General features: G+C 63.2%; 17 protein-coding genes and 1 pseudogene. 7 read left to right on the top strand and 11 right to left on the bottom strand.

Annotation, left to right across the window (positions count from 1 at the left end):
* Positions 1-128 precede the first annotated feature (128 nt).
* Positions 129-767 carry a response regulator gene (locus tag BM300_RS18725; RefSeq protein ID WP_092222092.1) on the bottom strand — a complete coding sequence of 213 codons (639 nt, stop codon included), beginning with the start codon at positions 765-767 and terminating at the stop codon, positions 129-131.
* Complete coding sequence (locus tag BM300_RS18720; RefSeq protein ID WP_092463550.1) at positions 767-2,020, bottom strand: HAMP domain-containing sensor histidine kinase; 1,254 nt, start codon at positions 2,018-2,020, stop codon at positions 767-769. The genes BM300_RS18725 and BM300_RS18720 overlap by 1 nt, the downstream gene beginning before the upstream one ends.
* Before the next feature lie 286 nt (positions 2,021-2,306).
* Here BM300_RS18720 and BM300_RS18715 point away from each other — a divergent pair, with 286 nt between their 5' ends.
* The 6 genes from BM300_RS18715 to BM300_RS18690 all read left to right on the top strand — a co-directional run bounded on the left by BM300_RS18715 (position 2,307) and on the right by BM300_RS18690 (position 7,412).
* Complete coding sequence (locus tag BM300_RS18715) at positions 2,307-3,473, top strand: ABC transporter substrate-binding protein (RefSeq protein WP_092141426.1); 1,167 nt, start codon at positions 2,307-2,309, stop codon at positions 3,471-3,473.
* Positions 3,474-3,500: 27 nt separating this feature from the next.
* Positions 3,501-4,490 carry a YVTN family beta-propeller repeat protein gene (locus BM300_RS18710; RefSeq protein WP_092141429.1) on the top strand — a complete coding sequence of 330 codons (990 nt, stop codon included), beginning with the start codon at positions 3,501-3,503 and terminating at the stop codon, positions 4,488-4,490.
* A complete protein-coding gene (locus BM300_RS18705; RefSeq protein ID WP_092463548.1) occupies positions 4,487-5,218 on the top strand; it encodes an ABC transporter ATP-binding protein in 732 nt (243 codons plus the stop codon). Before BM300_RS18710 ends, BM300_RS18705 begins: the two co-directional genes overlap by 4 nt.
* Positions 5,215-6,006 (top strand): ABC transporter permease, encoded by a 792-nt coding sequence (locus BM300_RS18700; protein ID WP_063321456.1) that lies wholly within the window; start codon positions 5,215-5,217, stop codon positions 6,004-6,006. Before BM300_RS18705 ends, BM300_RS18700 begins: the two co-directional genes overlap by 4 nt.
* Before the next feature lie 147 nt (positions 6,007-6,153).
* Complete coding sequence (locus tag BM300_RS18695) at positions 6,154-6,687, top strand: PQQ-dependent catabolism-associated CXXCW motif protein (RefSeq protein ID WP_092463546.1); 534 nt, start codon at positions 6,154-6,156, stop codon at positions 6,685-6,687.
* A gap of 59 nt (positions 6,688-6,746) precedes the next feature.
* Complete coding sequence (locus BM300_RS18690) at positions 6,747-7,412, top strand: response regulator transcription factor (RefSeq protein WP_053122521.1); 666 nt, start codon at positions 6,747-6,749, stop codon at positions 7,410-7,412.
* A gap of 178 nt (positions 7,413-7,590) precedes the next feature.
* On the opposite strand, the gene nahK is transcribed toward BM300_RS18690, so the two are convergent.
* From nahK to nosR, 8 genes are all read right to left on the bottom strand, one after another.
* On the bottom strand, positions 7,591-10,233 hold the full coding sequence (gene nahK / locus BM300_RS18685) for a hybrid sensor histidine kinase/response regulator NahK/ErcS' (RefSeq protein WP_256575848.1): 2,643 nt from the start codon (positions 10,231-10,233) through the stop codon (positions 7,591-7,593).
* A complete protein-coding gene (nosP, locus tag BM300_RS18680; protein WP_063321459.1) occupies positions 10,163-11,326 on the bottom strand; it encodes a nitric oxide-sensing protein NosP in 1,164 nt (387 codons plus the stop codon). Before nosP ends, nahK begins: the two co-directional genes overlap by 71 nt.
* Before the next feature lie 332 nt (positions 11,327-11,658).
* Positions 11,659-12,186 (bottom strand): nitrous oxide reductase accessory protein NosL, encoded by a 528-nt coding sequence (locus BM300_RS18675; protein ID WP_063321460.1) that lies wholly within the window; start codon positions 12,184-12,186, stop codon positions 11,659-11,661.
* Positions 12,187-12,216: 30 nt separating this feature from the next.
* Positions 12,217-13,047 (bottom strand): ABC transporter permease, encoded by an 831-nt coding sequence (locus tag BM300_RS18670; RefSeq protein ID WP_003201419.1) that lies wholly within the window; start codon positions 13,045-13,047, stop codon positions 12,217-12,219.
* A complete protein-coding gene (locus tag BM300_RS18665; RefSeq protein WP_063321461.1) occupies positions 13,044-13,961 on the bottom strand; it encodes an ABC transporter ATP-binding protein in 918 nt (305 codons plus the stop codon). Before BM300_RS18665 ends, BM300_RS18670 begins: the two co-directional genes overlap by 4 nt.
* Entirely contained in the window at positions 13,958-15,271 is a 1,314-nt protein-coding gene (locus tag BM300_RS18660; protein ID WP_092141447.1) for a nitrous oxide reductase family maturation protein NosD, read from the bottom strand. Before BM300_RS18660 ends, BM300_RS18665 begins: the two co-directional genes overlap by 4 nt.
* Positions 15,272-15,296: 25 nt before the next feature.
* On the bottom strand, positions 15,297-17,216 hold the full coding sequence (gene nosZ / locus BM300_RS18655) for a TAT-dependent nitrous-oxide reductase (protein WP_092222080.1): 1,920 nt from the start codon (positions 17,214-17,216) through the stop codon (positions 15,297-15,299).
* 52 nt (positions 17,217-17,268) lie between these two features.
* Positions 17,269-19,437, bottom strand: coding sequence for a transcriptional regulator NosR (gene nosR / locus BM300_RS18650; protein WP_256571610.1), 2,169 nt, complete (start codon positions 19,435-19,437; stop codon positions 17,269-17,271).
* A gap of 393 nt (positions 19,438-19,830) precedes the next feature.
* Between nosR and BM300_RS18645 the strand changes: the two genes are divergently transcribed.
* Positions 19,831-22,539: an excinuclease ABC subunit UvrA gene (locus BM300_RS18645; RefSeq protein WP_092463542.1), complete on the top strand. Its 2,709-nt coding sequence runs from the start codon at positions 19,831-19,833 to the stop codon at positions 22,537-22,539.
* 70 nt (positions 22,540-22,609) lie between these two features.
* On the opposite strand, the pseudogene BM300_RS31190 reads toward BM300_RS18645, so the two are convergent.
* Positions 22,610-22,913, bottom strand: a pseudogene (locus tag BM300_RS31190) (IS110 family transposase); the annotation flags it as partial.

The raw sequence follows: 22,913 nt of genomic DNA, 5'->3' as shown, positions 1-22,913 counted from the left end.
CCGCTGGGCTGCGCAGCAGCCCCCCTCCGCCGGCCAACTCAGTCAATCCGTCCTACCGAGGTGCCTGGTTTCAGGGCCGCTTCGCGCCCCAGCGGGAGCAAGCTCCCTCGCCACAATGAACCTGGGATTCACCCCGCCACCCGCACCACCCCCATATCGATCCCCAAGTGCACCAGCTCGGCATGGGAGCTGACCTGCAACTTGCTCTTGAGCAGCGTCAAATGGTTGGACACGGTCTTGGCGCTGATGCACAGCTGTTCGGCAATGGTGCGGGCGGGGGTGCCCTTGGCGAGCATGACAAAGATCTCCAACTCCCGTTGAGTCATGCATTGCAGCCGCGGGTCGACATCCTGGCGCGAACGGGTGCAGGCCAGTTGCGTGGCCAGGGATTGCTCGATGTAGACATGCCCGGCCAGCACTCGCCGCACCGCGTCGACCAGCACCTGGGGTGCCGAATTCTTGGTCAGGTAGCCCGCGGCGCCAGCGTCCAATGCCTGGCGCACCAAGGGCAATTCATCGTGCATGCTGAAAAACAGCACCCGCAGTTGCGGCAGGCGATGGCGTAGCCGGCGGGTGGTTTCCAAGCCACTGATACCGGGCAGGCCGAAGTCCATGATCACCAGATGCGGCACCTGCTCCTGCACCTGGCTCAACGCCTCCTCACCGGTCGCCGCTTCGCGGACCTGCAGGTCCGGCATCAACACCCGCAAAAGGCTGGCATAGCCCTGCCGAACCACCGCATGGTCGTCCACCAACAGAATGTTCATCACTCCTCCAGGGGGATATTCAAGGCCAGCGCCCAACCGGCGCCAGCCTGGCTGAGGATGCGCAGCTCACCGCCCAGGCTGCGCGCCCGCTCGGACATCGAGTGCAAGCCGACACCGGCGCGCGATGGTTGCGTCGCTCCACAACCGTTGTCGCGCACCAGCAACCGCAGGCGCCCGGCGCGGTGTTGCAGGCGTATCCGCACCTGCGTGGCGCCGGCATGCCGGGCAACGTTGGTCAACGCTTCCTGCAACAAACGATACAAGTGGGTCTTGTCCGGACCGGACAAGGACGGCAGTGTTTTGTCGATCCACACCTGACAGGTGATGCCCTGGCTGGCCTGCCATTGCCCGGCCAATAGCCTGATGGCCTCGCACAATGGCAGGTACTGCAACACCACTGGGTACAAGTCATGCACCAGTGCCCGGAAACCCGATTGCAAATGCTCGCAATGCTCTTCGAGCTGGCTGACGGTCTGCTCCAGCGCCAGCGGCTGATCCATCAACAGCCGCAGCAGGCAGGCGCGAGCACGAATGCCGGCCACGTATTGGCCCAAGTCGTCGTGCAGGGTCTGGGCCAGCTGGGTACGCTCCTGTTCCTGCACGGCCAGCAAGGCCTGGGTAAGCCGGGCGTTATCGGCCTGGGCCTCGGCCAGCGCAGCGGTCATGCGATTGAAATGCCCCGCCAGATGCTGCGCCTCCGGGACACCCTCAGTGCCCAGGCGCACCTGCAGGTTCCCGGCTGAGACCTGACGCAACGCATGCAGCAGCTCATCGAGCAAGCGCATGCCCCGGCGTACCCCCCAACGAATCACCAACAGGCTGAGCGACAGCGCCAGGGCACAGACGTACAACAGTTGCACCAAGGAATCGAGAATCTCGTCGATTTCATCGCGAGGGTCGACGGCAATCCAGGCCCGCCGACCGTCCGGCAAATCCACCACCTGAGCCGCGGGTCCGTCATCCAGTAACCGGCGGCCGAGCCAGGCCTTCATTCCGGATTCATTCGCCGGGAACAACTCCCCAGGGGCCAGCCAACGGACCCGCACATGCCGCAGGCTGCCGGTCAACCGCGGCTGGAGACTGGCCGGATCGCGCTCGGCGGTTTCGCGCAGGTAATGCACCACCGATTCGGCCGATTGCAGCTCTCGTTTCACATCGGCCATGGCCTGGTGCAGCAGCAGGACTGCACAGGCCAGGGTGACCAGGGCGAAAAAGGCGGAGACCCAGAGGTTGATGCGCCAGAGGGCTGACATGGCTAGCGCTCCAGCCCTGAATTGACACCTACACCCTGTGGGAGCGGGGGTTTCCCGGTTTTGGGACGGTCAACCCCGATCAAACTCAGGATCAGCAGAAACGGCAACAGCAGCGCTTTGAGAATCCGCATGGTCTGCCCCCTCCTGGTCAATGACGATGCCTGCATGCTAAAACCCCGACCTCCAAGGTGAGTTACTACCTTGGTACTGCACCGGCGGTACTTTCTGCATATTTCCCCATGCCCCTGGGCTTTCTATGCTGGCGCTACCTGCAATGGAGGATGTCATGCGCCGGCTCGTCAGTTACGCCCTGGTTTCTCTGCTGGCAGCGGCAACTGCTCACGCGGGCGATGCCACGCCGCTGCAAGTGCGCATCGGCTACCTGGGTTACCGTCCCGATCCGGGCCCGTTGCTATCCAACGTCATTGCCGAACCGGCCGATGCCGGGTTGCGCGGCGCTGAATTGGCGATCGTCGACAGCAGCAGCACCGGGCGTTTTCTCAAGCACGACTACCGCCTGGAAAGCACCAGCGTCGACACTCCCGAAGCGCTGCTCCAGGCCGCCCGGACCCAACATGACCAGGGCCTGCGGCTGTTCGTGGTCAACGCACCGGCCGCCAGCCTGCGCCAACTCAGCGCCGCCCTGCCCGACAGCCTGCTATTCAACGCCGGTAGCCCCGACGACAGCCTGCGCACCACCGACTGCCTGGGCAACGTGCTGCACAGCCTGCCCGACCGCGCCATGCTCGCCGATGCCCTGGTGCAGTTCAGCGTCGTGCGTAAATGGCAGCGGGCCTTGCTGATCGTCGGCCAGACGCCCGAGGACCAGGCCTATGCCGCCGCATTGCGCCGGGCCATGAAACGCTTCGGCATGAAGATCGTCGCCGAGAAGGCCTGGCAGTTCGACAACGACCAGCGCCGCAGCGCCCAGGCCGACATGCCGCTGTTCACCCAGACCGCCGAGTACGACGTGGTGCTGGTGGCCGATGAGCGCGGCGACTTCGGTGAATACCTGCCCTACCAGACCTGGTACCCACGCCCGGTGGCCGGCACCCAAGGGCTGACGCCCACCGGTTGGCACAAGACCGTGGAAACCTACGGCGCGGCGCAACTGCAAAAACGCTTTGAAGCCCTGGCCGGACGCTGGATGAACGACCGCGACTTTGCTGCCTGGATCGCCGTGCGCAGCATCGCCAGCGCCGTGAGCAAGTTGCGTCAGGACGACCCGCTCGCCATTCGCCAACTGGCCCTCAGCGACCAGTTGCCCCTGGACGGCTTCAAGGGTCGCAAGCTCAGCTACCGGCCCTGGAACGGCCAGTTGCGCCAACCGATTCCCCTGGTCCAGCCCCGGGCACTGGTCAGCACCTCGCCCCAGGACGGTTTTCTCCACCCTTCCAATGAAATGGACAGCCTGGGTTATGACCGGCCCGAAGTGAGCTGCCGTTACCCCTGACCGAAAACAACAATAAGGAAAACCGCCATGTGCCGCCCGCTGTTCAAACCGGCCCTGCTCTGCCAAGTCCTTGCCCTGGGCGCTGTTCTGCTGGCTGCCGGCCCCGCCGCCGCCAGCATCGCCTGGGTCTCCAACGAGAAGGACAACAGCCTGAGCCTGATCGACATGCAGAGCCTGGAAGTCATCGAGACCCTGCCGGTTGGCCAGCGCCCCCGGGGCCTGCTGCTGTCCCACGACAATCGCCTGCTGTACATCTGCGCCAGCGACTCGGACCGGGTCCAGGTGATGGACGTCGCCACCCGCAAGATCATCAAGGAACTGCCTTCCGGCAAGGACCCGGAGCAGTTCGCCCTGCACCCCAACGACCGCTGGCTGTATGTCTCCAACGAAGACGATGCCCTGGTCACGGTGATCGACACCCAGACTTCCGAAGTGCTGGGCCAGATCGGCGTGGGTGTCGAACCCGAAGGCATGGCCGTCAGCCCTGACGGCAAGTGGGCGGTCAACACCAGTGAAACCACGAACATGCTGCACTGGATCGACACCAGCACCCAGACCCTGGCCGACAACACCCTGGTGGACCAGCGGCCACGTTTCGTCGAGTTCAATCGCGACGGTACACAGCTCTGGGCCTCGGCAGAGATCGGCGGCACGTTGACCGTACTCGACGTCGCCACGCGCCAGGTGCTCAAGACCCTGACGTTCCAGATCAAGGGCGTGCACCCGGACAAGGTCCAACCAGTGGGCATCAAGCTCAGCGCCGACGGCAAGCTGGCGTTCGTCGCCCTGGGCCCGGCCAACCATGTGGCGGTGATCGACGCCAAGACCTTCGAAGTGCTGGATTACCTGCTGGTGGGCCGACGGGTCTGGCAACTGGCGTTCACCCCGGACCAGAAGCAGCTGCTGGCGACCAACGGCGTCAGCGGCGATGTCTCGGTGATCGATGTAGAGAGCCGCAAGGTCCTGAAGTCGGTGAAAGTCGGGCGCTACCCTTGGGGCGTGGTGGTCACGCCATGAACGCCCTGGAGGTCAGCGACCTGAGCTTTGCCTATGGCGCGCGCGAAGCTCTCAAGCAGATGAACTTCAGCCTGCCCGCAGGCCGTTTCGCCGCGCTGCTGGGTCCCAACGGTGCCGGCAAGTCGACGCTGATCGCCCTGCTCACACGCCTGTACGACCTGCAACGTGGCGAGATCCACATCGGCGGTCATTCCCTGCAGAAATCACCAAGACCGGCCCTGCGCCAGTTGGGTGTGGTGTTCCAACAGAGCACGCTGGACCTGGACCTGAGCATTGAACAGAATCTGCGCTATCACCTGGCGCTGCACGGTTTTTCGCGGCGCCAGGGCAGCGCCCGCATCGACGCCGAACTGACCCGCCAGCACCTGACGGAGCGCCGCCACGAGCGGGTACGCGACCTCAACGGTGGCCATCGACGCCGGGTGGAGATCGCCCGCGCCCTGCTCCACGAACCGCACTTGCTGCTGCTCGACGAACCCAGCGTCGGCCTCGATCCGGCCAGCCGCCTCGCCCTGGGTCTGCACATCCGGCAACTGTGCAGCGAGCAAGGCATCAGCGTGCTCTGGACCACTCACTTGCTCGACGAAGTGCAGCCCAGCGACGACCTGTTGATCGTGCACCAGGGCCGTCTGGTCGCCAGCGGCCAGGCCGACGCGGTGAGCCTGGAACACGGGGGCACCCTCGGTTCGGCCTTCACCCACTTGACCGCCACGGGAGTCCGGCCATGAATGCGTACTGGCAATGTTTCAGCGGCATCGTGACGCGCGAATGGTTGCGCTTCGTGCTGCAACGCACACGGCTGCTCAGTGCCCTGGTACGGCCCCTGCTGTGGCTGCTGGTGTTCGCCGCCGGTTTTCGCGCGGCACTGGGCATCGCCATCATCGCGCCCTACGACACCTACATCCCCTACGAGGTGTATATCGTGCCCGGGCTGGCCTGCATGATCCTGTTGTTCAACGGCATGCAGGGCTCGCTGTCGATGGTCTACGACCGGGAGATGGGCAGCATGCGCGTGTTGCTCACCAGCCCCTTGCCCCGGGCTTTCCTGCTGGCGAGCAAGTTGTTGGCGACCTCGCTGATCTCACTGTTGCAGGTCTATGCCTTTCTCGCTATCGCCTGGCTGTACGGCATCCAGCCACCGACCATGGGCCTGCTGCTGGCCCTGCCGGCCCTGTTGCTGGTGGCCCTGATGCTCAGCGCCCTGGGCTTGTTGCTGTCCAATGCCATCCGGCAACTGGAAAACTTCGCCGGGGTGATGAATTTCGTGATCTTCCCGATGTTCTTCCTGTCTTCGGCGCTGTACCCGCTGTGGAAAATGCAGGAAGCCAGCCCTTGGCTGTACTGGCTTTGCTCGGTCAGCCCGTTCACCCACGGCGTGGAGTTGGTGCGTTTTGCGCTGTACGAGCAGTTCAACCTGCTGGCGATGGCGGTGTGCGTGGGGTTGACCCTGGTGTTCGCGCTGTTGGCGGTGTGGACGTTCAATCCGCAGCATGCGGCGTTGCGCAAGGCCAATTGAATTGCCCCATACCCATATCCCACGGGGGTTCTGTGCAGGGCTCATGGCCAAAATTACTACTTTAGTACTGGTTTTCCTGTCTATGGTCGCATTCACAAGACCTCGACCCTGGCATGTAATGGGCGCATAACAAAAAGGATAAATCCTATGCTCCGTTTGCTGGCGATCCTCCTGCTGGGCCTGGCGCTGAATGTCGCGCAGGCCGGTACCGCGCTGTTTTCGGCGCAGGGTTATCGCATCGCCCAATACCGCAGCCCGACGCCCGCCACTGTCGACGGCGCCCAGACCCTCGATACCCAGGCCCTGCAACAGCTGCTTGAGCAGGCCTCGCCCCCGGTGCTGATCGACGTTTATCGCCGGCCGTGGGTCCAAGGGCGTTTCATCGACAACGAACCCCACGCCAACCTCCCTGGCAGCCTGTGGCTGGCCAATACCGGTGACGGCGACCTCGACCCGACCTGGCAGGACTACTTCAGCCATCACCTGCGCACGGCCACCGGCGGGCGGTTGGATTCACCGTTGGTCTTTTATTGCCGCGCCGATTGCTGGCTGAGCTGGAACGCGGTAAAACGCGCCACTGCCATGGGCTATAACCATGTGTACTGGTATCGCGATGGCCTCGATGCCTGGGAGGCGGCCAACCTGCCCCTGCAAGCGGCCCGGCCCGAACCTTTTCCCTGATCTTGCAAGAAGTGCGTGCAACTGCCCTGCCCCACACGACAATAACGAGGTGAATGGCCATGTATAAAATCCTGATAGCCGACGATCACCCACTGTTTCGCGAAGCCATCCACAACGTCATCAGCGACGGTTTTCCGGGCAGCGAGGTCATGGAGACCGCCGACCTGGACAGCGCCCTGGCCTTGACCGCCGAGCACGACGACCTGGACCTGATCCTGCTGGACCTGAACATGCCCGGCATGCACGGGCTCAATGGCCTGATCAACCTGCGCAACGAGGCACCGACCATCCCCGTGGTGATTGTCTCCGCCGAACAGGACAAACAGGTGGTGCTGCAGGCTATCACCTATGGTGCGGTGGGCTTCATCACCAAATCCTCGCCACGCTCGCAGATGACCGACGCCATCGAGCAGATCCTCAACGGCAACGTGTACCTGCCGCCCGACATCATTCGCACGCAAAAAAGCCCGATGGGCCGCCGCCTGAACGAAACACCGGCATTCCCGCCGGAACTGCTCCAGGCCTTGACCCGCAAGCAACTGCTGGTGCTCGAACGCATGACCAAGGGCGAGTCGAACAAACAGATCGCCTACACCCTGGACATCGCCGAAACCACGGTCAAGGCCCACGTCTCGGCGATCCTGCGCAAACTCAACGTGCACAACCGGGTGCAGGCGATCCTCAGTGCCGGGGATATTGATTTCGGGGCTTATTTGCGGCGCTGAACCGGTCCCCCTGTTTGGACCGGGGGGACACGGTTAACACTTTCCTGTGGCGAGGGGATTTATCCCCGTTGGGGCGCGAAGCGGCCCTAAAACCTAACAATTTAGTACGTCTGACAGATCCTGGGGCTGCTTCGCAGCCCAACGGGGATAAATCCCCTCGCCACAAACGGTGTCCGACTCAATGGTTCGGGAGCTGGCCCAACAGATGACTCATCGCAATCTTGAGCTTCATCGGCCGCACCGGCTTGTGCATCAGGGTGTGCCCGCGTTCGCGGATCTGCTGCTTGAGTTCGTTGCTGTAGTTGGCGGTGATCATCATGGCCGGGATCGGTGAGGCCCGGCGGGCGTTGATCCTGGCCACCGCATCGACGCCATTCTGATCGTTGTCCAGATGATAATCGGCGATCAACAAGTCGGCCTCGGCATGGTAGTTGTCCACTTGGCGGGCCAGGTCCTGTTCCGACAACGCGGTCACTACCTGGCAACCCCAACCCTCCAGCAACGTACGCATGCCAGCGCAGATCGCTGCATCGTTATCCAGCACCCAGACCCGCGCCCCGCGCAGTCGCTCGAGCATTGGCTCGCTCATGTCCAGGCACGGCAGCGGCTTGGGCGCGGTGGCGCTCAGCGGCACGTCGATGGAGAACATCGAGCCCTTGCCCGGCCAAGAGCGCACCTGGATCCGGTGCCCGAGGATCCCGGCGATTTTTTCGACAATCGCCAGGCCCAGGCCCAACCCACGGTCCTGGTTCGGGCGTTGCACGTCGCCACGCTTGAACTCCTGGAATATTTCCTCAAGGCGGTTCTCGGCAATACCGATGCCGCTGTCCCAGACCTGGATCGACACGCGCTGGCGGTGTCGCCGGCAACCCAGCACCACCCGCCCGCTGGGGGTGTAACGAATGGCGTTGCTCAGCAGGTTGCGCAAGATCCGCGCGAGCAATTGCATGTCGCTGCGCACCAGCACCGAACAACCGACAAAGTGCAGCTCCAGCCCTTCGCTGCGGGCGATCTGGGCGTATTCGGCGGCCAGGTTGTCGAGCAACTCACTGAGGCCGAACGGCGCGACGTCGGCCTTGATCACCCCGGCGTCCAGCTTGGAGATGTCCACCAGGGTGCCCAGCAGGTTCTCCACGTCCTGTAGCGAATTGCTGACGTTACGCACCAGTTGCGCGTTGGCGACCGGCTCGCGGCGCTCAAGCAAGGCACTGGTGAACAACCGGGCAGCGTTGAGCGGTTGCAGCAGGTCATGGCTGACCGCTGCGAGAAACTTGGTCTTCGACAGGTTGGCCTGCTCGGCCTCGCGCTTGGCCTCCCGCAGGCGCAATTCCACCCGGCTGCGCTCGTCGATCTCGCGCAGCAACTGGTCATTGAGCGTAGTCAGTTCGGCGGTCCGTTCCTGGACCCGCTGTTCCAGGTTCTGGTAGGCCTGGTGCAGCGCTTCGGCGGTGCGCCGGCGTTCGGTGATGTCGCGGATCAGCACGAAAATCCCCACCACTTCACCGTTGGCCAGGCGGTTGGGTACATAGGAGCGCAGCATGTAGCGCTCCTGGTTGTTGATGTTGGTCTCGGCGAACTCGAACGTCACGCTCTCCCCCGCCAACGCCCGGGCCACGTAGGCTTCCAGGCGCTGGTAATGCTGCTCGCTGTGGGCCTCGCGCAGGCTCTGGCCGAGCATCACGCCACGGGGCCAGCAATACCATTGCTCGTAGACCTTATTGGTGAACTCGTAGACCAGGTCGGCGTTGAGGTAGGCGATCAGCGCCGGCACATGGTCGGTGATCAGGCGGATCCAGCGCTCGCTTTCGCTCAGGGCTTCGGCGTGCTGATAGCGCTCGGTGATGTCGGTGAAGGTATTGACATAACCGCCGGTAGGCAGCGGGTGGGTGCGGATCTCCAGGACCCGGCCATCCGACAGGCGCTGTTCGCTTTCGTGAATCAGCCGCCCGTTGCTGTCACGGCTGGTTGGCGTCAGCAGGTGCAGCTCGCTGTCGGCGATGACCTCGTTGAAGGGCCGATGGGCAGCCACCGGAGCCAAGCCGCTGAGTTCCAGGAAGCGCCGGTTCCAAAGCTCTAGCACGCCTTGGGCATTGACCATCGCCACGCCCTGGGACAGGTTGTCCACCGCCCGCTGCAACAAATGGGATTTCTGCGCGATGGCCTGCTCGCGGCGCACGGTTTCGCTGAGCTTGACGTCGGTGATGTCGGTAAACAGGATCACCCGCCCGCCTTCCTGGGTCGGCCGCTCGCTGACTTGCAACCAACGTCCGTTCTGCAAGCGATACAGCACATGCTCGTCGGCCTGGCCCCGGGGCTCTTCGCTGAACAGCCCGTTGGCGGTCATCAAGCGCTTGACCTCGGAAAGGCGCATGCCGGCGATGATGCGCACCCGGCTGTTGGCCCAGAAGGCCTTGAAGCGGCTGTTGAACAGGACAATGCGTTGCTGCTCGTCGAACAGCACAAACGCATCGGAGATGCTTTCGATGGCGTCGATCAGATGCCGGTGGGCGGTTTCCGCCCGCAGCCGCGCCTCGCCCAGCAAGTGATTGCCGGCCTTGAGTTCGGCCATGGCCTGGTTCAATGCATCGGTGCGCTCGCGCACCTGCTCGGCCAGCACCACCGAGTGCTGGAACGCCGCGTACGGGTCGTTGCCCCGAGTTACGCCGGACTCCACCCGTTCGATCAGCGCCTCATTGATGCGCCGCAACTTGCGGTTTTCATGCTGCTGGGCGGCGAGCTGGGCCTGCAGCTCAGCGATGGCCGGGGACGCGATGTCGGGCAATGGCAACTCCGGTGAACGTCTGGTTGATGTGCATGCCATTGAACTGTTCTCCATAGGTGTTGAACCCCATCACCCGTTGTTCGCGCAGGAACTGGCCGATCTGCTCCAGGCCGCCGCGATCTTCCAGCTCCAGGCGCCGGAGAAAGCAATCGCAGCCGATGGTCAGCAGCAAGTCGCCGAGGCGTGCCTGCAAACCGTCGAACAAGGTTTGCAGGTTGTGCAGCAAGGGCCCGGGGGTCATGGCGGTGAGCACGATGCCGTTCTCCACCGCACAGTAGAAACTCAGGCTCAGGTCCGGATGCACCTGCTGGATGGCGCGCACGTAGTACTGGTCGTTGATGCGCACCGCCAGTGGATGGGCGGCGAAGACCCGGTAGTCGAGGGCGCTCACCGGCACGCCGATGTGCCGGGCGTATTCTTCGGCGGCGGGTTCGGCGTTGAGCTCGTAGACCCGTCGCGAGGCGCTGTCGGCGCCGGTCACCACCAATTTCTCCTCCCGGGGCAGGATGTGATGGGTGGTGAAGACTTCGAATTCCAGCCAGGTGTTGATCAGCACCACCACGGCCGCGCCACTGTGGAACTGGCCTTCGAAGTACACGTGGGTGTGAGTCAGGTAGTTGTCATCGCCGGCCGACCCGCCGAAATGCGGGATGTCTCCCAGCGCGGCGCTCAAGGCCGCCAGCACCATTTCCTCGCGGCTGGACAGGCCATCGAGCAGGGTCAAGGCGAAGCTGTGGCCCTTGATCGGGGCCAGGGCGTTGCTGCGACAGCCACTCGCCAGACGCTCGACCATTTGCTGGGCGTCGATCAGGCTGAAGTGCTCCATCTCGCCGATCAGTTCGGCGGCGATGGAAAAGTGCCGGTGATCGAAACCCACCGCCGTCACGCAGTTGCGACCATAACCTTGCGCGGTGATTTCACCGGCGCTGGTACAGCCCACCAGGCGAATCCCGCCGAAACTCTGGGACAGCGCCTGGCCCAGGGCCGGCAGATCATATTCGGCGGAACAGAAAAACAGCACGAAGCCCAGGTGCGGGTGCAACAACTGCCGCGCCAACTCCTGGGCCACCTGCTGGACGTCCGTGGCCTGGGACATGGCGCTCACCACACCTTCGCTCTGGGCCTGCTGCATCTTCGCCTCCGACGGGTGCGTGATAGGAGCCCTGAGTGTACGAAGCCGCGTCGAGTCGACGTATGCTACTTGGGTAGCGGGTGGACGCTTCCATGGGATGAGAAGATCGGCGCACACGACGGTGCCGCCACCACCCACACCCCTGATATGGAATACCTTTGTGGCGAGGGAGCTTGCTCCCGCTGGGTTGCGAAGCAGCCCCAAGCAAATTGAATGCAGTCAACCTGACACAGCGCGCTGTCAAGTCTCAGGGCTGCTTCGCAGCCCAGCGAGGCGGTGCGACGTTTCGCTAAATCCCCTCACCACAAAGGCGGTTCGGTGTGCAGGCAATATCAGTGACTCATCGGCGACATGGCGGTCGCCTGCCCCAGCAGTTCCTGGTCGATGTCTTCCAGGCGCAGCACCCGACCACCGGTATCGCTGGCGAGTTTTTGTGCCGCCTGGGGGTCGGAGAACGAAGCCAGGACAACGCCCATGGCGCCCTTGAGCCCGCTGCCGATGACGAAGTAGGCGGTCCGGGCGTCGATCAGGTGGGCGTCATCCGGTGTGTCCCAATGGCTGCGGCCCATGTCGTGGACATACAGCTTGACGTCGGCCCGATGGTTTTCCGGCTGCAACCACCAGCCCAGCATCTCCGCCGGCGAGCAGAATTTCTTTACGCCCCCTGCCCCGACCGCCGCGCCCTTGGGTCCGGGAAAGTCAGTGATGACCATGCCGCACACATGGCATTCGTCACTGGGATGGAACGCCAGCGCGGCCTCGCTGGCCGCGGGTGGCTCGGCCTTGCCGCAGGCCGCCAGTGCCAGGCACATCAATACCCCGACCCAAAGGCGACCCGCCTTGAAATACACCCTGTTCATCGTTGCATGCTCCCTTATCAAGATTGAAATTCACGGGCATCGGCGATTGAACAACCGATAGGCCAGCCACAACGGCACCGCCATCCACAGGCCCAGGCACAGCCAGAGCAAAGGCGCCGACACCGGCAGGTCGCTGCCCAAGGTCAGCACCGCGGCGCCGCTGGACGCCGCATCGAACCCGGACAGGTTGATCAGCCGATACACGTCGGTAGGGTTGAACAGCAGCAGCCATGGCAACAGTTCCGGGCTGAAGCGCCCTTCGCTCAGCACCAGCAATGCCAGCAACGCCAGGTCGAACACCAGCACGAAGAAAAACCACACCCCCAGCGCCAATCCGGCCGCGGTGGATTTCTCTGCCGACAAGCTGCTCAGCACATAGGCCAACCCGAGGAACACCCAGCCCAGCAGCGTGCTGGACACCATGAAGCGACCGAAGGCCCAGAGCAGCAGGCTCAACTGGACATCGTCCACCAACAGGGCGATAGCCAGCATCGCGCAGCCAAAACCGATGAAGGTGGCCAGGGCCAGGATCAAGCCGTGCCCCACGAACTTGCCCAGCAGCAATTGTCCGCGGCCCAACGGGTAGGTCAGCAACAGCAGCAAGGTGCCGCTCTCGTCCTCGCCGACAATCGCGTCATAGGCCAACAGCAAGGCAATCAGCGGCATCAGGAAGGTCGCCAGGCTGGACAGGCTCGCCACCGTGGCCGGCACCGAGGTGAACCCCAGTTGACCGGATGCCGCCGCGCCGAGCCAGGCGATGCCGATCGCCAGCACCGCGAACAACAGACTGATCGCCAACAACCAGCGATTGCGCAGGCCATCGCTGAATTCCTTGCGAGCCATGTTCCAGACCGGATTCATAGGCGGGTCTCCTCGGCCGCGGCACGGACCATGTAATGACGGTACAAATCCTCCAGCGACGGCGGCTTGATCTCGACATCCGACGGGTCATCCTGGGCCAGTAACTGGCGCAGCAATTTAAGCTTGCTGCCATCCGGCGCGGACACCTGCACCCCTTCGGCGCCCCAGCCTTGGGTGGCGTGCCCTTCACTGCGCCAATGCTGGCGAAGCCAATCGGCCCGCGACAGGCCCGAAGCGCGGATCAACGTCGGCAACCCGGCGTCCTCCCGCAGGCGGGCCAGGCTGCCCAGGGCCAACAGGCGACCCCGGGTGAGAATCGCGGCGCGGTTGATGTGAGCTTCCACACCAGGCAGGACATGAGAACAGAGAATGATGCTGGTGCCCTGCCAACGCAGGCGGTCGAGCAACTGATAGAGGTCCTGGGTGGCGATCGGGTCCAGGCCCACGGTCGGTTCATCCAGCAATAACAGGCGCGGTTGGCCAAGCAGCGCCTGGGCCAGGCCGAGACGCTGGCGCATGCCCTTGGAATACGTCTTCACGCGCCGTGTCGCGGCACCCGCCAGCCCGACCTCTTCCAGCAAGCGCTGCACCTGCTCCGGTGCAGCGCCTTTGAGCCGGGCAAAATGGCGCAAGGTTTCCAACCCGCTCAATTGCGGATAGAACATCACGTTCTCGGGCAGATAACCGAGCATCTGCCGCACGCTCGGGTCACTGGGCGCGCGGCCGAAGACACGCACCTGCCCCTCGCTGGCCCGCAGCAAACCGAGGATCAGCTTCATCGTGGTGGTCTTGCCCGCACCGTTATGCCCGAACAGGCCGAGCACTTCGCCCTGGGCCAGGTTCAAGTCCAGCCCGCGCAGCACGGCGACATCGCCATAGTACTGGCTGACGCCTTCGATCTCGACGACGTTCAAGACGCGTCCTCCTGGGCACTGTTGCGTGGCGGGGGCTGGACAGGCGTTTCCATCAGCGGATGGCTGTCCATCACCCCGGGGGATTTCATCACCGGGAAGGCTCGCTGCACCCAACGCAGCAGTTCGATCCCCGGGCTGTTCATCAACAAGCGCACCTGGGGATACAGCCACAGCAGGCGATCGACGTTGTCGTTGGGTTCATAGGCGACATCGCCCAAGCCATCGCCATTGCGATCCCAACCCAGGTAGTCGCTCCAATAATTGCCACGGCCATCCACCGACCATTCCTGCAGCCGCGTGGCCACGTATTTGACCTGGCGCTGGTTGTGGACGAAGGCATTGCCGGCGATGCGGTTATCCTCCGAGCCCGCCGTCAGGTGGATACCCACGGCGCTGCGCTCGAAATGGTTGCCTTCGATGCGGTTGAACAATGAGTTATAGATGAACAGGGCCTTGCCCTCGGCACCGGTGATCATGGTGTCGCCGGTGGACCCGTCGCGCACGTCGGTGACGAAGTTGTCGCGCAGGGTCGAATAGGTGATGTAGTTCATCAGGATCCCGTAGTTCTGATCCTGTTCAGAGCGATTGCCGATGACCGTCAACTGGCGGCTTTGCATCAAGGCATAACCGGTGCGAGTACGCCGGGTGACGTTATCCAGCAGGCGGTTATCGTTGGCGAACATGTAATGCACGCCGTAGCGCAGGTCCTCCAGGACATTGCCCTGGAGCAGGTTGCCGCTGGAGGTGTCGATGTAGATGCCATCGCGGGTTTCGCGCACCTGGTTACCGATGACCCGGGCGCCGTGTACGGCATACAAATGGATGCCATTGCCACGGTCCTGGGAGCGCAGGCTGGGGTCGCCCTGGATGCGGTTGTCGATCAAGCTGACGTCCCGCGTGCCATCGACCCAGATACCGAAGCCCTGGCCCTGCATCCGGTTGCCACGCACCACCGCGCCTTGGGCAACCGGTTGGATGAACACGGCCGCGTTCATGGCCGTCAGGTCGTGGCCCCAATCCAGGAACGTACATCCCTGGACCCGCACGTTCGGGGCGCGAATGATCACGCCATTGCCCTCGCCCAGGCCCTGGAATACCGCATCCGGCGCACACGTGAGGGTCATGGGCTGGTCGATGCTGAACGAGCCCCGGTACTGGCCCGCAGGCAGGCGCCATTGCTGGTCGCCCTCGGCCTGCAAAGGCAAATCGGTGATCGGCTGCGGCGCGCCGAGCACGCCGCCCGACAGCAGGCTGAACACCAGGGCAATGACCAGTCGACGAACGTTTGGATGCTGCATATTCCCGGTCATTGCGCCTGTCTCCCTAGTGAATGACTCAGGCCTTTTCAACCAGCATGCGCCCGACCATCTCCATGTGCAGCGCGTGGCAGAACCAGCTGCAGTAGTACCAGTGCAAGCCGGCTTTGTCGGCGGTGAAGGTGATGGATGAGGTCTGTTGCGGACTGATCTCCATGCTGACGCCATGGTTGGTCATGACAAAGCCGTGGGACACGTCCTCGATCTGGTCGATGTTGGTGATGGTCACCGTGACCTCATTGCCTTGTTTGACGGTGAACTCCGTCAGGCCATAGGCCGGCGCCATCGACGTCATGTACACCCGCACCTTGTTGCCGTCGCGGATGACCTTGTTGTCGGTTTCCAGGTTGATGCCGTCCTTCTTCGCCCGGGCCACGGTGTCGGCGAAAAACGGATCGTTGCGGTTCCAGATCTTCTGGGTCTTGATCTGATCGCGCCGCGCGAGAATACAGTCATGCGGTTCGGCGAAGGCCGGGCCGTCGTGCACCAGCTTCATTTCTTCACCGGAAATGTCGATCAGTTGATCGTTCTCCGGGTGCAGCGGGCCGGTGGGCAGGAAGCGGTCCTTGGAGAATTTGCACAACACCACCAACCACTTGCCGTCCGCCTCGCTGGTTTCGGTGAGAGACGCATGGTTATGGCCAGGCTGGTATTGGACGTCGAGTTTCTGCTTGATGTAATTGATCTTTTCGCCCTTGTAGGCGCGGATGGCCTCGTCCATGTTCCACTTCACCACCTGGCTGTCGATGAACAAGGTGGTGTAGGCATTGCCGCGCCCGTCGAACGTGGTGTGCAATGGCCCGAGCCCCAGTTCCGGCTCGGCGACGATCACTTCGCGTGGGTCCTTGAAGCGGTCGGCGAACAAATCGTCCAGGCGATCGATGGCGATCATCGAGACCGTAGGCGACAGCTTGCCGTTGGCGATGAAGTATTTACCGTCCGACGAGGTATTGAGCCCGTGGGGGTTCTTCGGCACGGGAATGTAGCGGGTGAATTCGGAGTCCTTGCCATCGATCTTGCGGCCATCGACCACCGGCACCTTGGAGCCGTCCAGGTTGATGAACTTGCCGGCCTTGATCGCCGCCTCGATGCGCGGGATGTTGAACACCACCACCCAGTCGCGCTCGTTGCGCATCATGCCGCCCAGGTCGTAGGCCTTCTCGGAGTTGTAGCAGGTGCTGGCGGCGTATTTGCCGGTGTAGTCAGCATCGGAGTTGTCCAGGTTGCCGTCGACGATCACCTGGAACGCCATTTCCATTTTCTCGGCATCGATGGCGTTGAACATCGTGAAGCTGTTTTTGTCCTGCAGGTCGAAGGTATGGCCGTCGTTGGGGTGCGGGATCACGAACTCAGCGTTGGCGAACACGTACTTGGTGTACGGCACCTTTTGCAGGCGCAGGCCGTGGATGGCTTGCACGTTGGGCACGGTGAGGATCTTGTCGCACTTCATGATGTCCAGGCGAATACGCGCGACCCGCGAGTTGGCCTTGTCGTTGATGAACAGGTATTTGCCGTCGTACTTGCCGTCGGTCATGGAGATGTGCGGGTGGTGGCAATCGCCGTTCTGGTACTTGGCGCTGTCGCCCAGGATGCGCTTGCTTTCGTTGGTCAGGCCCCAACCGGTGGCCGAGTCGACGTTGAACACCGGGATACGCATCAGCTCACGCATCGATGGCACACCCAGCACCCGCACCTCGCCCTGGTGGCCGCCGCTCCAGAAACCATAGTATTCGTCCAGCTCCCCAGGCCCGACGTGAATCTTGGACTTGGCCTCCTTGGCCGCCGCAGCCCAGGACTCACGGGTGAACGTCCCGGCCCCCAGCGCCGTCGCGCCGGCCAGTACGGCACCGGTTACCGCGCCAGTGCCGAGAAAACTGCGCCGGCTGACACCCCTGGGTTCTTCCACCACGCCCGGGGTTTGGTTTTTTTTATCGCTCATGCTGTGTGCTCCATGAAGAATGAAACGGTCAAGGGACAGGCCATTGGGGGCCTCAAGGCGCCGGGTTCACCTGCACCACGGGAATCAGTTGCGGATCGCTCACGGCCGCCTTGCCGCGCTTCTTGCGCTTGTTGATCAGCGGCGGACATTTGTTTTCGTTGTGCCAGGTCATCTGGCAGTCGAGGCAGTAATGGCATTCGTTGGCATTGATCCGGCCATCGGGATGAATCGCCTGGATCTCGCATTCCTTGGCGCACAGCTGACAGGGGTTGCCACATTCCTTGCGGCGCTTGAGCCAGTCGAACAGCCGCAGCCGGGTCGGCATCGCCAGGGCCGCGCCCAGCGGGCAGACGTAGCGGCAATAGACCTTGCGAGTAAACAGGTTGATCACCAGCAGGCCCACGGCGTACGCCACGAACCACCACTGGCGGTCGAATCTGAGGGTGATGGCGGTCTTGAAGGGCTCCACTTCGGCCAGCCGCTCGGCGGTGGCCATCGACTCCAGCGAAACGCCGAACAGCACCAGCAAAATGATGTACTTGATCGCCCAGAGCCGCTCATGCACGGCGAACGGCAACTCGTATTGGGGCACCTTGAGCTTGCGCGCCAGTTCGTTGATCAACTCCTGTAACGCGCCGAACGGACACAGCCAGCCGCAGAACACCCCACGTCCCCACAGCAGAATGCTGCCGGCGGTGAACACCCAGAGAATGAAGATCAGCGGATCGGTGAGAAACAGTTCCCAGCGAAAGCCTTCGAACAAGGCGTGGACGAAGGTCAGCACGTTGACCACCGACAACTGCGCCAAGGCGTAGCCGCCCAGAAACACCACGGTGAAGACCAGGTAGCCGCGGCGCAGCCAGTGCAACAGCGTCGGCCGCCGGGCCAGTGAATCCTGGAAAAACAGGATCGCCGTCAGCACCAGCAGGGCTACGCCAAGCACGATGATTTCGACACTTTTCTGATACCAGAGCGTCAGCCACATCGGCCGGCTCGCTTCTTCGGCGGCCGCCAGTTGCTCGGCGGTCGGCAATGGCCGCTCCAGGTAGGGCTCCGGCAATTGATAGGCCAGCTCGAAGCTGCTGAAAATACCGCTGACCGGCCCGGTCTGGCGGCGGATCAGCAGCTCCAGGCTCCAAGGCGAACCGGGGTCGAAACGGTGGGACGCGCGAACGATGAACACCGCCATTTCGTCGAACTCAGGCATGTCCTCGGCGGCCACGTCATCCAGGCGCTGGAAGTCCATGTCACGGAAACTGATGACGTCGCCGAACTGACGCACCAGCACCCGGTCGAAAATGCCGCCGCGCACATAACCCGAGCCCTTGAAGGAATAGCGCCCGCTGCCCATCACGGCAATGGCTTGTTCGCCGGGTTTGAGCTCGCTCATCAGCGTGCGATATTGCCCATCGCCCAACAGATTGCGGCCAATGGTGGGCGGGTTGAGGTGGGTGACGTACAGGTCGATGAACGTGTCGTCGGCCTGGGCGGCGCTGGCAACTTCCACCTGTTCGGCGTCGGTGCCTTTGAAGCTGGCGTCTACTTGAGCGCGAGTCAGGTGCAGGCGCCGTACAGCGCCGTTGCCGGTCAGGGTCTTCCAGTCGGCGGGCTCGTAGATGTCCTCGCGCACACGAGCCGGCGCCACGGCCAATCCCGCATCGCCCTTGACCAGGCCCAGGGACACCGCGACATCGTGGGCGGCACGCATGATGACTTCGTTGACCACCATCGCCGTCACGGTAGCCCCGGCGATGGCATCCACGGTCACGGCATTCGGGTCGCTGGAATGCCCCACCACCACCCGCTGGTTGACCTTGATGCCGCTGTAGCGCGCGCTGAACGCGTGGAGTTTTTCTTCGGCGATGCCGATCAGCAGAATCGGCTCATGGTGTTCGAGCACATAGGCATCGAGGATCACCCCTGCAGGATCGAGAATGACCTGGACGTTGATCGGCTTGCCGGAATAGGCGGGAATGTCCACCACGTCCAGGCTCTGGAACACATAGCCCAGGACCTTGCCGGCAGCGGACAGCGTGCGCACCTTGAACCGCCCTTCGGGCTCGGAGATCGCGTCGGTCTGGCCCAGGACATGGTGGATGCGCTGTTGCGGGGTGTCGCCGTAGTCCTTGGCCTGGGCCAGGCCCGTGAACAACAGCAGGAAAACGAACAGTCCACGGAGCCAGAAGCGGGATAGGTGCAGCATCACAAAGGGAGGGGTCATGGACGCCAGGGCTTAAAGACAGGATCTTGGCGATCATGGTAGGGGCCGGCCCCATCTTCGGCCCTTGATTGAAATCAACTTGGGAAAAAACTTAAGCCTCGCCACAAAGGTCTTCCATGACAAGGTCGTGGATGTGGGCCATACCGCTTTGTGGCGAGGGAGCTTGCTCCCGCTGGGCTGCGCAGCAGCCCTAAAGCCTGTCATTGCTGTGAGTCATCAACTTCATTAGGGGCGCTTCGCACCCCAGCGGGAGCAAGCTCCCTCGCCACAGGACCGTGCCCACTTTTGTGCCATGTTCACCGTTGGTATCCTGGTCCAGTCCACTCTGCCATCGCCATAATGCAGCGCCATAACGCCCTTAAACGTTGCACCAACGTCCACAAGGAATGCCCGATGCATCCGCGCCACGCCCCCGCTTCAACCGCTGACTTGCCGCAAGGCACCGGTTTCGTCCGGGTGCGTGGCGCCCGCGAACACAACCTCAAGAACGTCGACGTGGATATCCCCCGCGATGCCCTGGTGGTGTTCACCGGTGTGTCGGGGTCCGGCAAGTCATCGCTGGCCTTCTCCACGCTCTACGCCGAAGCACAGCGTCGTTATTTCGAGTCCGTCGCACCCTACGCACGGCGCCTGATCGACCAGGTCGGCGTGCCGGACGTGGACAGCATCGAGGGCCTGCCGCCGGCAGTCGCCTTGCAGCAACAGCGCGGCACCCCCAGCGCACGCTCATCGGTGGGCAGCGTCACCACTCTGTCGAGCCTGATTCGCATGCTTTACTCCCGCGCCGGCAGCTACCCGGCCGACCAACCGATGCTCTATGCCGAAGACTTCTCGCCCAACACGCCACAAGGTGCCTGCCAGGAATGCCATGGCCTGGGCCGGGTCTATGAGGTGACCGAAGCCTCCATGGTGCCGGACCCGTCGCTGACCATCCGCGAGCGCGCCGTGGCCGCCTGGCCCATGGCTTGGCAGGGGCAGAACCTGCGGGACATCCTGGTGACCCTGGGCTATGACGTCGACATCCCCTGGCGCGACCTGCCGAAGCAGCAGCGGGACTGGATTCTCTTCACCGAACAAACCCCTACCGTTCCCGTATACGCCGGGCTCACCCCGGCCCAGACCCGCGCTGCTCTCAAACGCAAGCTCGAACCGAGCTACCAGGGCACGTTCAGTGGCGCCCGACGCTACTTGCTGCACACCTTCATGCACTCCCAAAGCGCGCAGATGCGCAAACGCGTGGCGCAATACATGCGCGCCAGCCCCTGCCCCGTGTGCGAAGGCAAGCGGCTCAAACGCCAGGCGTTGACGGTGACCTTTGCCGGCCTGGACATCGCCGAGCTGTCGCACCTGCCGCTGCTTGAGTTGGCCGAAGTGCTCAAGCGCGTCCTGGCACCCGACTACCTGGAACAGGCCGAAGAAACGGGCGACGTCCTCAGCCACCAGCAAACCCGAAAAGCCCGCGAGCAACGCGCCGCCAGGGGCGACAACCCGCACGCGGGTGGGCCCGACGCGCGCCACACGCCCAATCTCTCCCTGGAGAAACGCCTGGCCGCCCAACGCATCGCCGCCGAGCTGCTGGAACGGATCGTCACCCTGATCGACCTGGGCCTGGGCTACCTCGCCCTGGAACGCAGCACGCCGACGCTTTCGTCCGGCGAACTGCAACGCCTGCGCCTGGCGACCCAGCTCAATTCCCAGTTGTTCGGGGTGATCTACGTGCTGGACGAACCCTCCGCCGGCCTGCATCCGGCCGACAGCGAGGCGCTGTTTGGCGCCCTGCAACGCCTCAAGGCAGCGGGCAACTCGGTGTTTGTGGTCGAACATGACCTCGATACCATGCGCCGGGCCGACTGGCTCATCGACGTCGGCCCGGACGCCGGCGAACAAGGCGGGAAAGTCCTCTACAGCGGTCCGCCGTCAGGCCTCGGCCAAGTGCCGGAATCACGCACCCGCGCCTACCTCTTTGGCGAGGAACACGTTATGGCACGCAGCCCTCGGACACCCAGGGATTGGCTGCGCCTGGAAGGCATCACCCGCAACAACCTCGACAACTTGAGCGCGGCCTTTCCCTTGGGTTGCTTCACCGCCGTGACCGGCATCTCCGGCTCAGGCAAATCCAGCCTCGTCAGCCAGGCCCTGTTGGATCTGGTCGGCGCCCACCTGGGCCAGGCCAGCCCCAACGCCGAACCCGATGAACAAAGCCTGGAAGACGAACCCGTGCAAACCAGCGGCGGACGCGTTAGCGCTGGGCTTGAGGCGGTCAGGCGGCTGGTGCAGGTGGACCAGAAACCCATCGGCCGCACCCCGCGCTCCAACCTCGCCACCTACACCGGGCTGTTCGATCACGTGCGCAAACTGTTTGCCGCGACAGCGCAGGCGCAAGCACTGGGATTCGATGCCGGACGGTTTTCCTTCAACGTCGCCAAGGGCCGTTGCGAAACCTGTGAGGGCGAGGGTTTCGTCAGTGTGGAATTGCTGTTCATGCCCAGCGTGTACGCACCCTGCCCCACTTGCCACGGGGCGCGCTACAACCCGCAGACCCTGGAAGTGAACTGGCAGGGCTTGAACATTTCCCAAGTGCTGCAACTGACCGTGAACCAGGCACTCGAGGTGTTTGCCGAGCAAGCGGCGGCCAGGCGCTCATTGCAGGTGCTGCAGGATATCGGGTTGGGCTACCTGCGCCTGGGCCAACCGGCCACGGAACTGTCCGGCGGCGAAGCCCAGCGGATCAAGCTGGCGACAGAACTGCAGCGCAAGGCCCGGGGGGCGACGTTGTATGTGTTGGATGAGCCCACCAACGGGCTGCACCCCCAAGACGTCGACCGCTTGCTGGTACAGTTGAATCGCCTGGTGGAGGACGGTCACACGGTGGTTGTGGTGGAACATGACATGCGCGTCGTGGCACAGAGTGACTGGGTCATCGACATCGGCCCGGGCGCAGGTTCCCAAGGTGGGAACGTCGTGGCCTGCGGGGCTCCGGAGGAAGTCGCGGCCTGCCGGGAAAGCCGGACGGCGGAGTTTCTGAAAAGGGCTTTGCAGCCGGAAGATAACTCCCGTGGCGAGGGAGCTTGCTCCCGCTGGGGTGCGAAGCACCCCCAATGAAGCTGACTACATCAACCTGATACACCTCAGTGACTGGCCTTGGGGCTGCTTCACGCTCTGAGCTCTTCCGTCAACATGCTTTCGTTGCCTCCGGTGCTCTTATCAAAGGCGAGTCGTGGCGGGCCAAGGCTTGTAAATAGACGCTCTCGTCATACTGGGATCCAGCATTCCAGCACCGATAAACGATCCTGATCCATTTAAAAGCCAGTGCCCTCAGGGCTGCTTGATGAGAGCAGCCTTTGGCCTTCTGCTGGCGATAGTACGCCCCTGCCCATACCGATTGATTGATGCTGTGGGCAGCCCACTCGACAAATGTCTGGCGCAAAAAGGTTGAACATTGATAGCGCCAGCGAACGATTTTCTTCTTGCCACTG

This window comes from Pseudomonas sp. NFACC46-3, from assembly GCF_900114515.1.
Classification (GTDB): Bacteria; Pseudomonadota; Gammaproteobacteria; order Pseudomonadales; family Pseudomonadaceae; genus Aquipseudomonas; species Aquipseudomonas fluorescens_Q.
The sequence above is the reverse complement of the archived record's forward strand: the minus strand, read 5'-3'. Positions and strand labels throughout refer to the sequence as shown.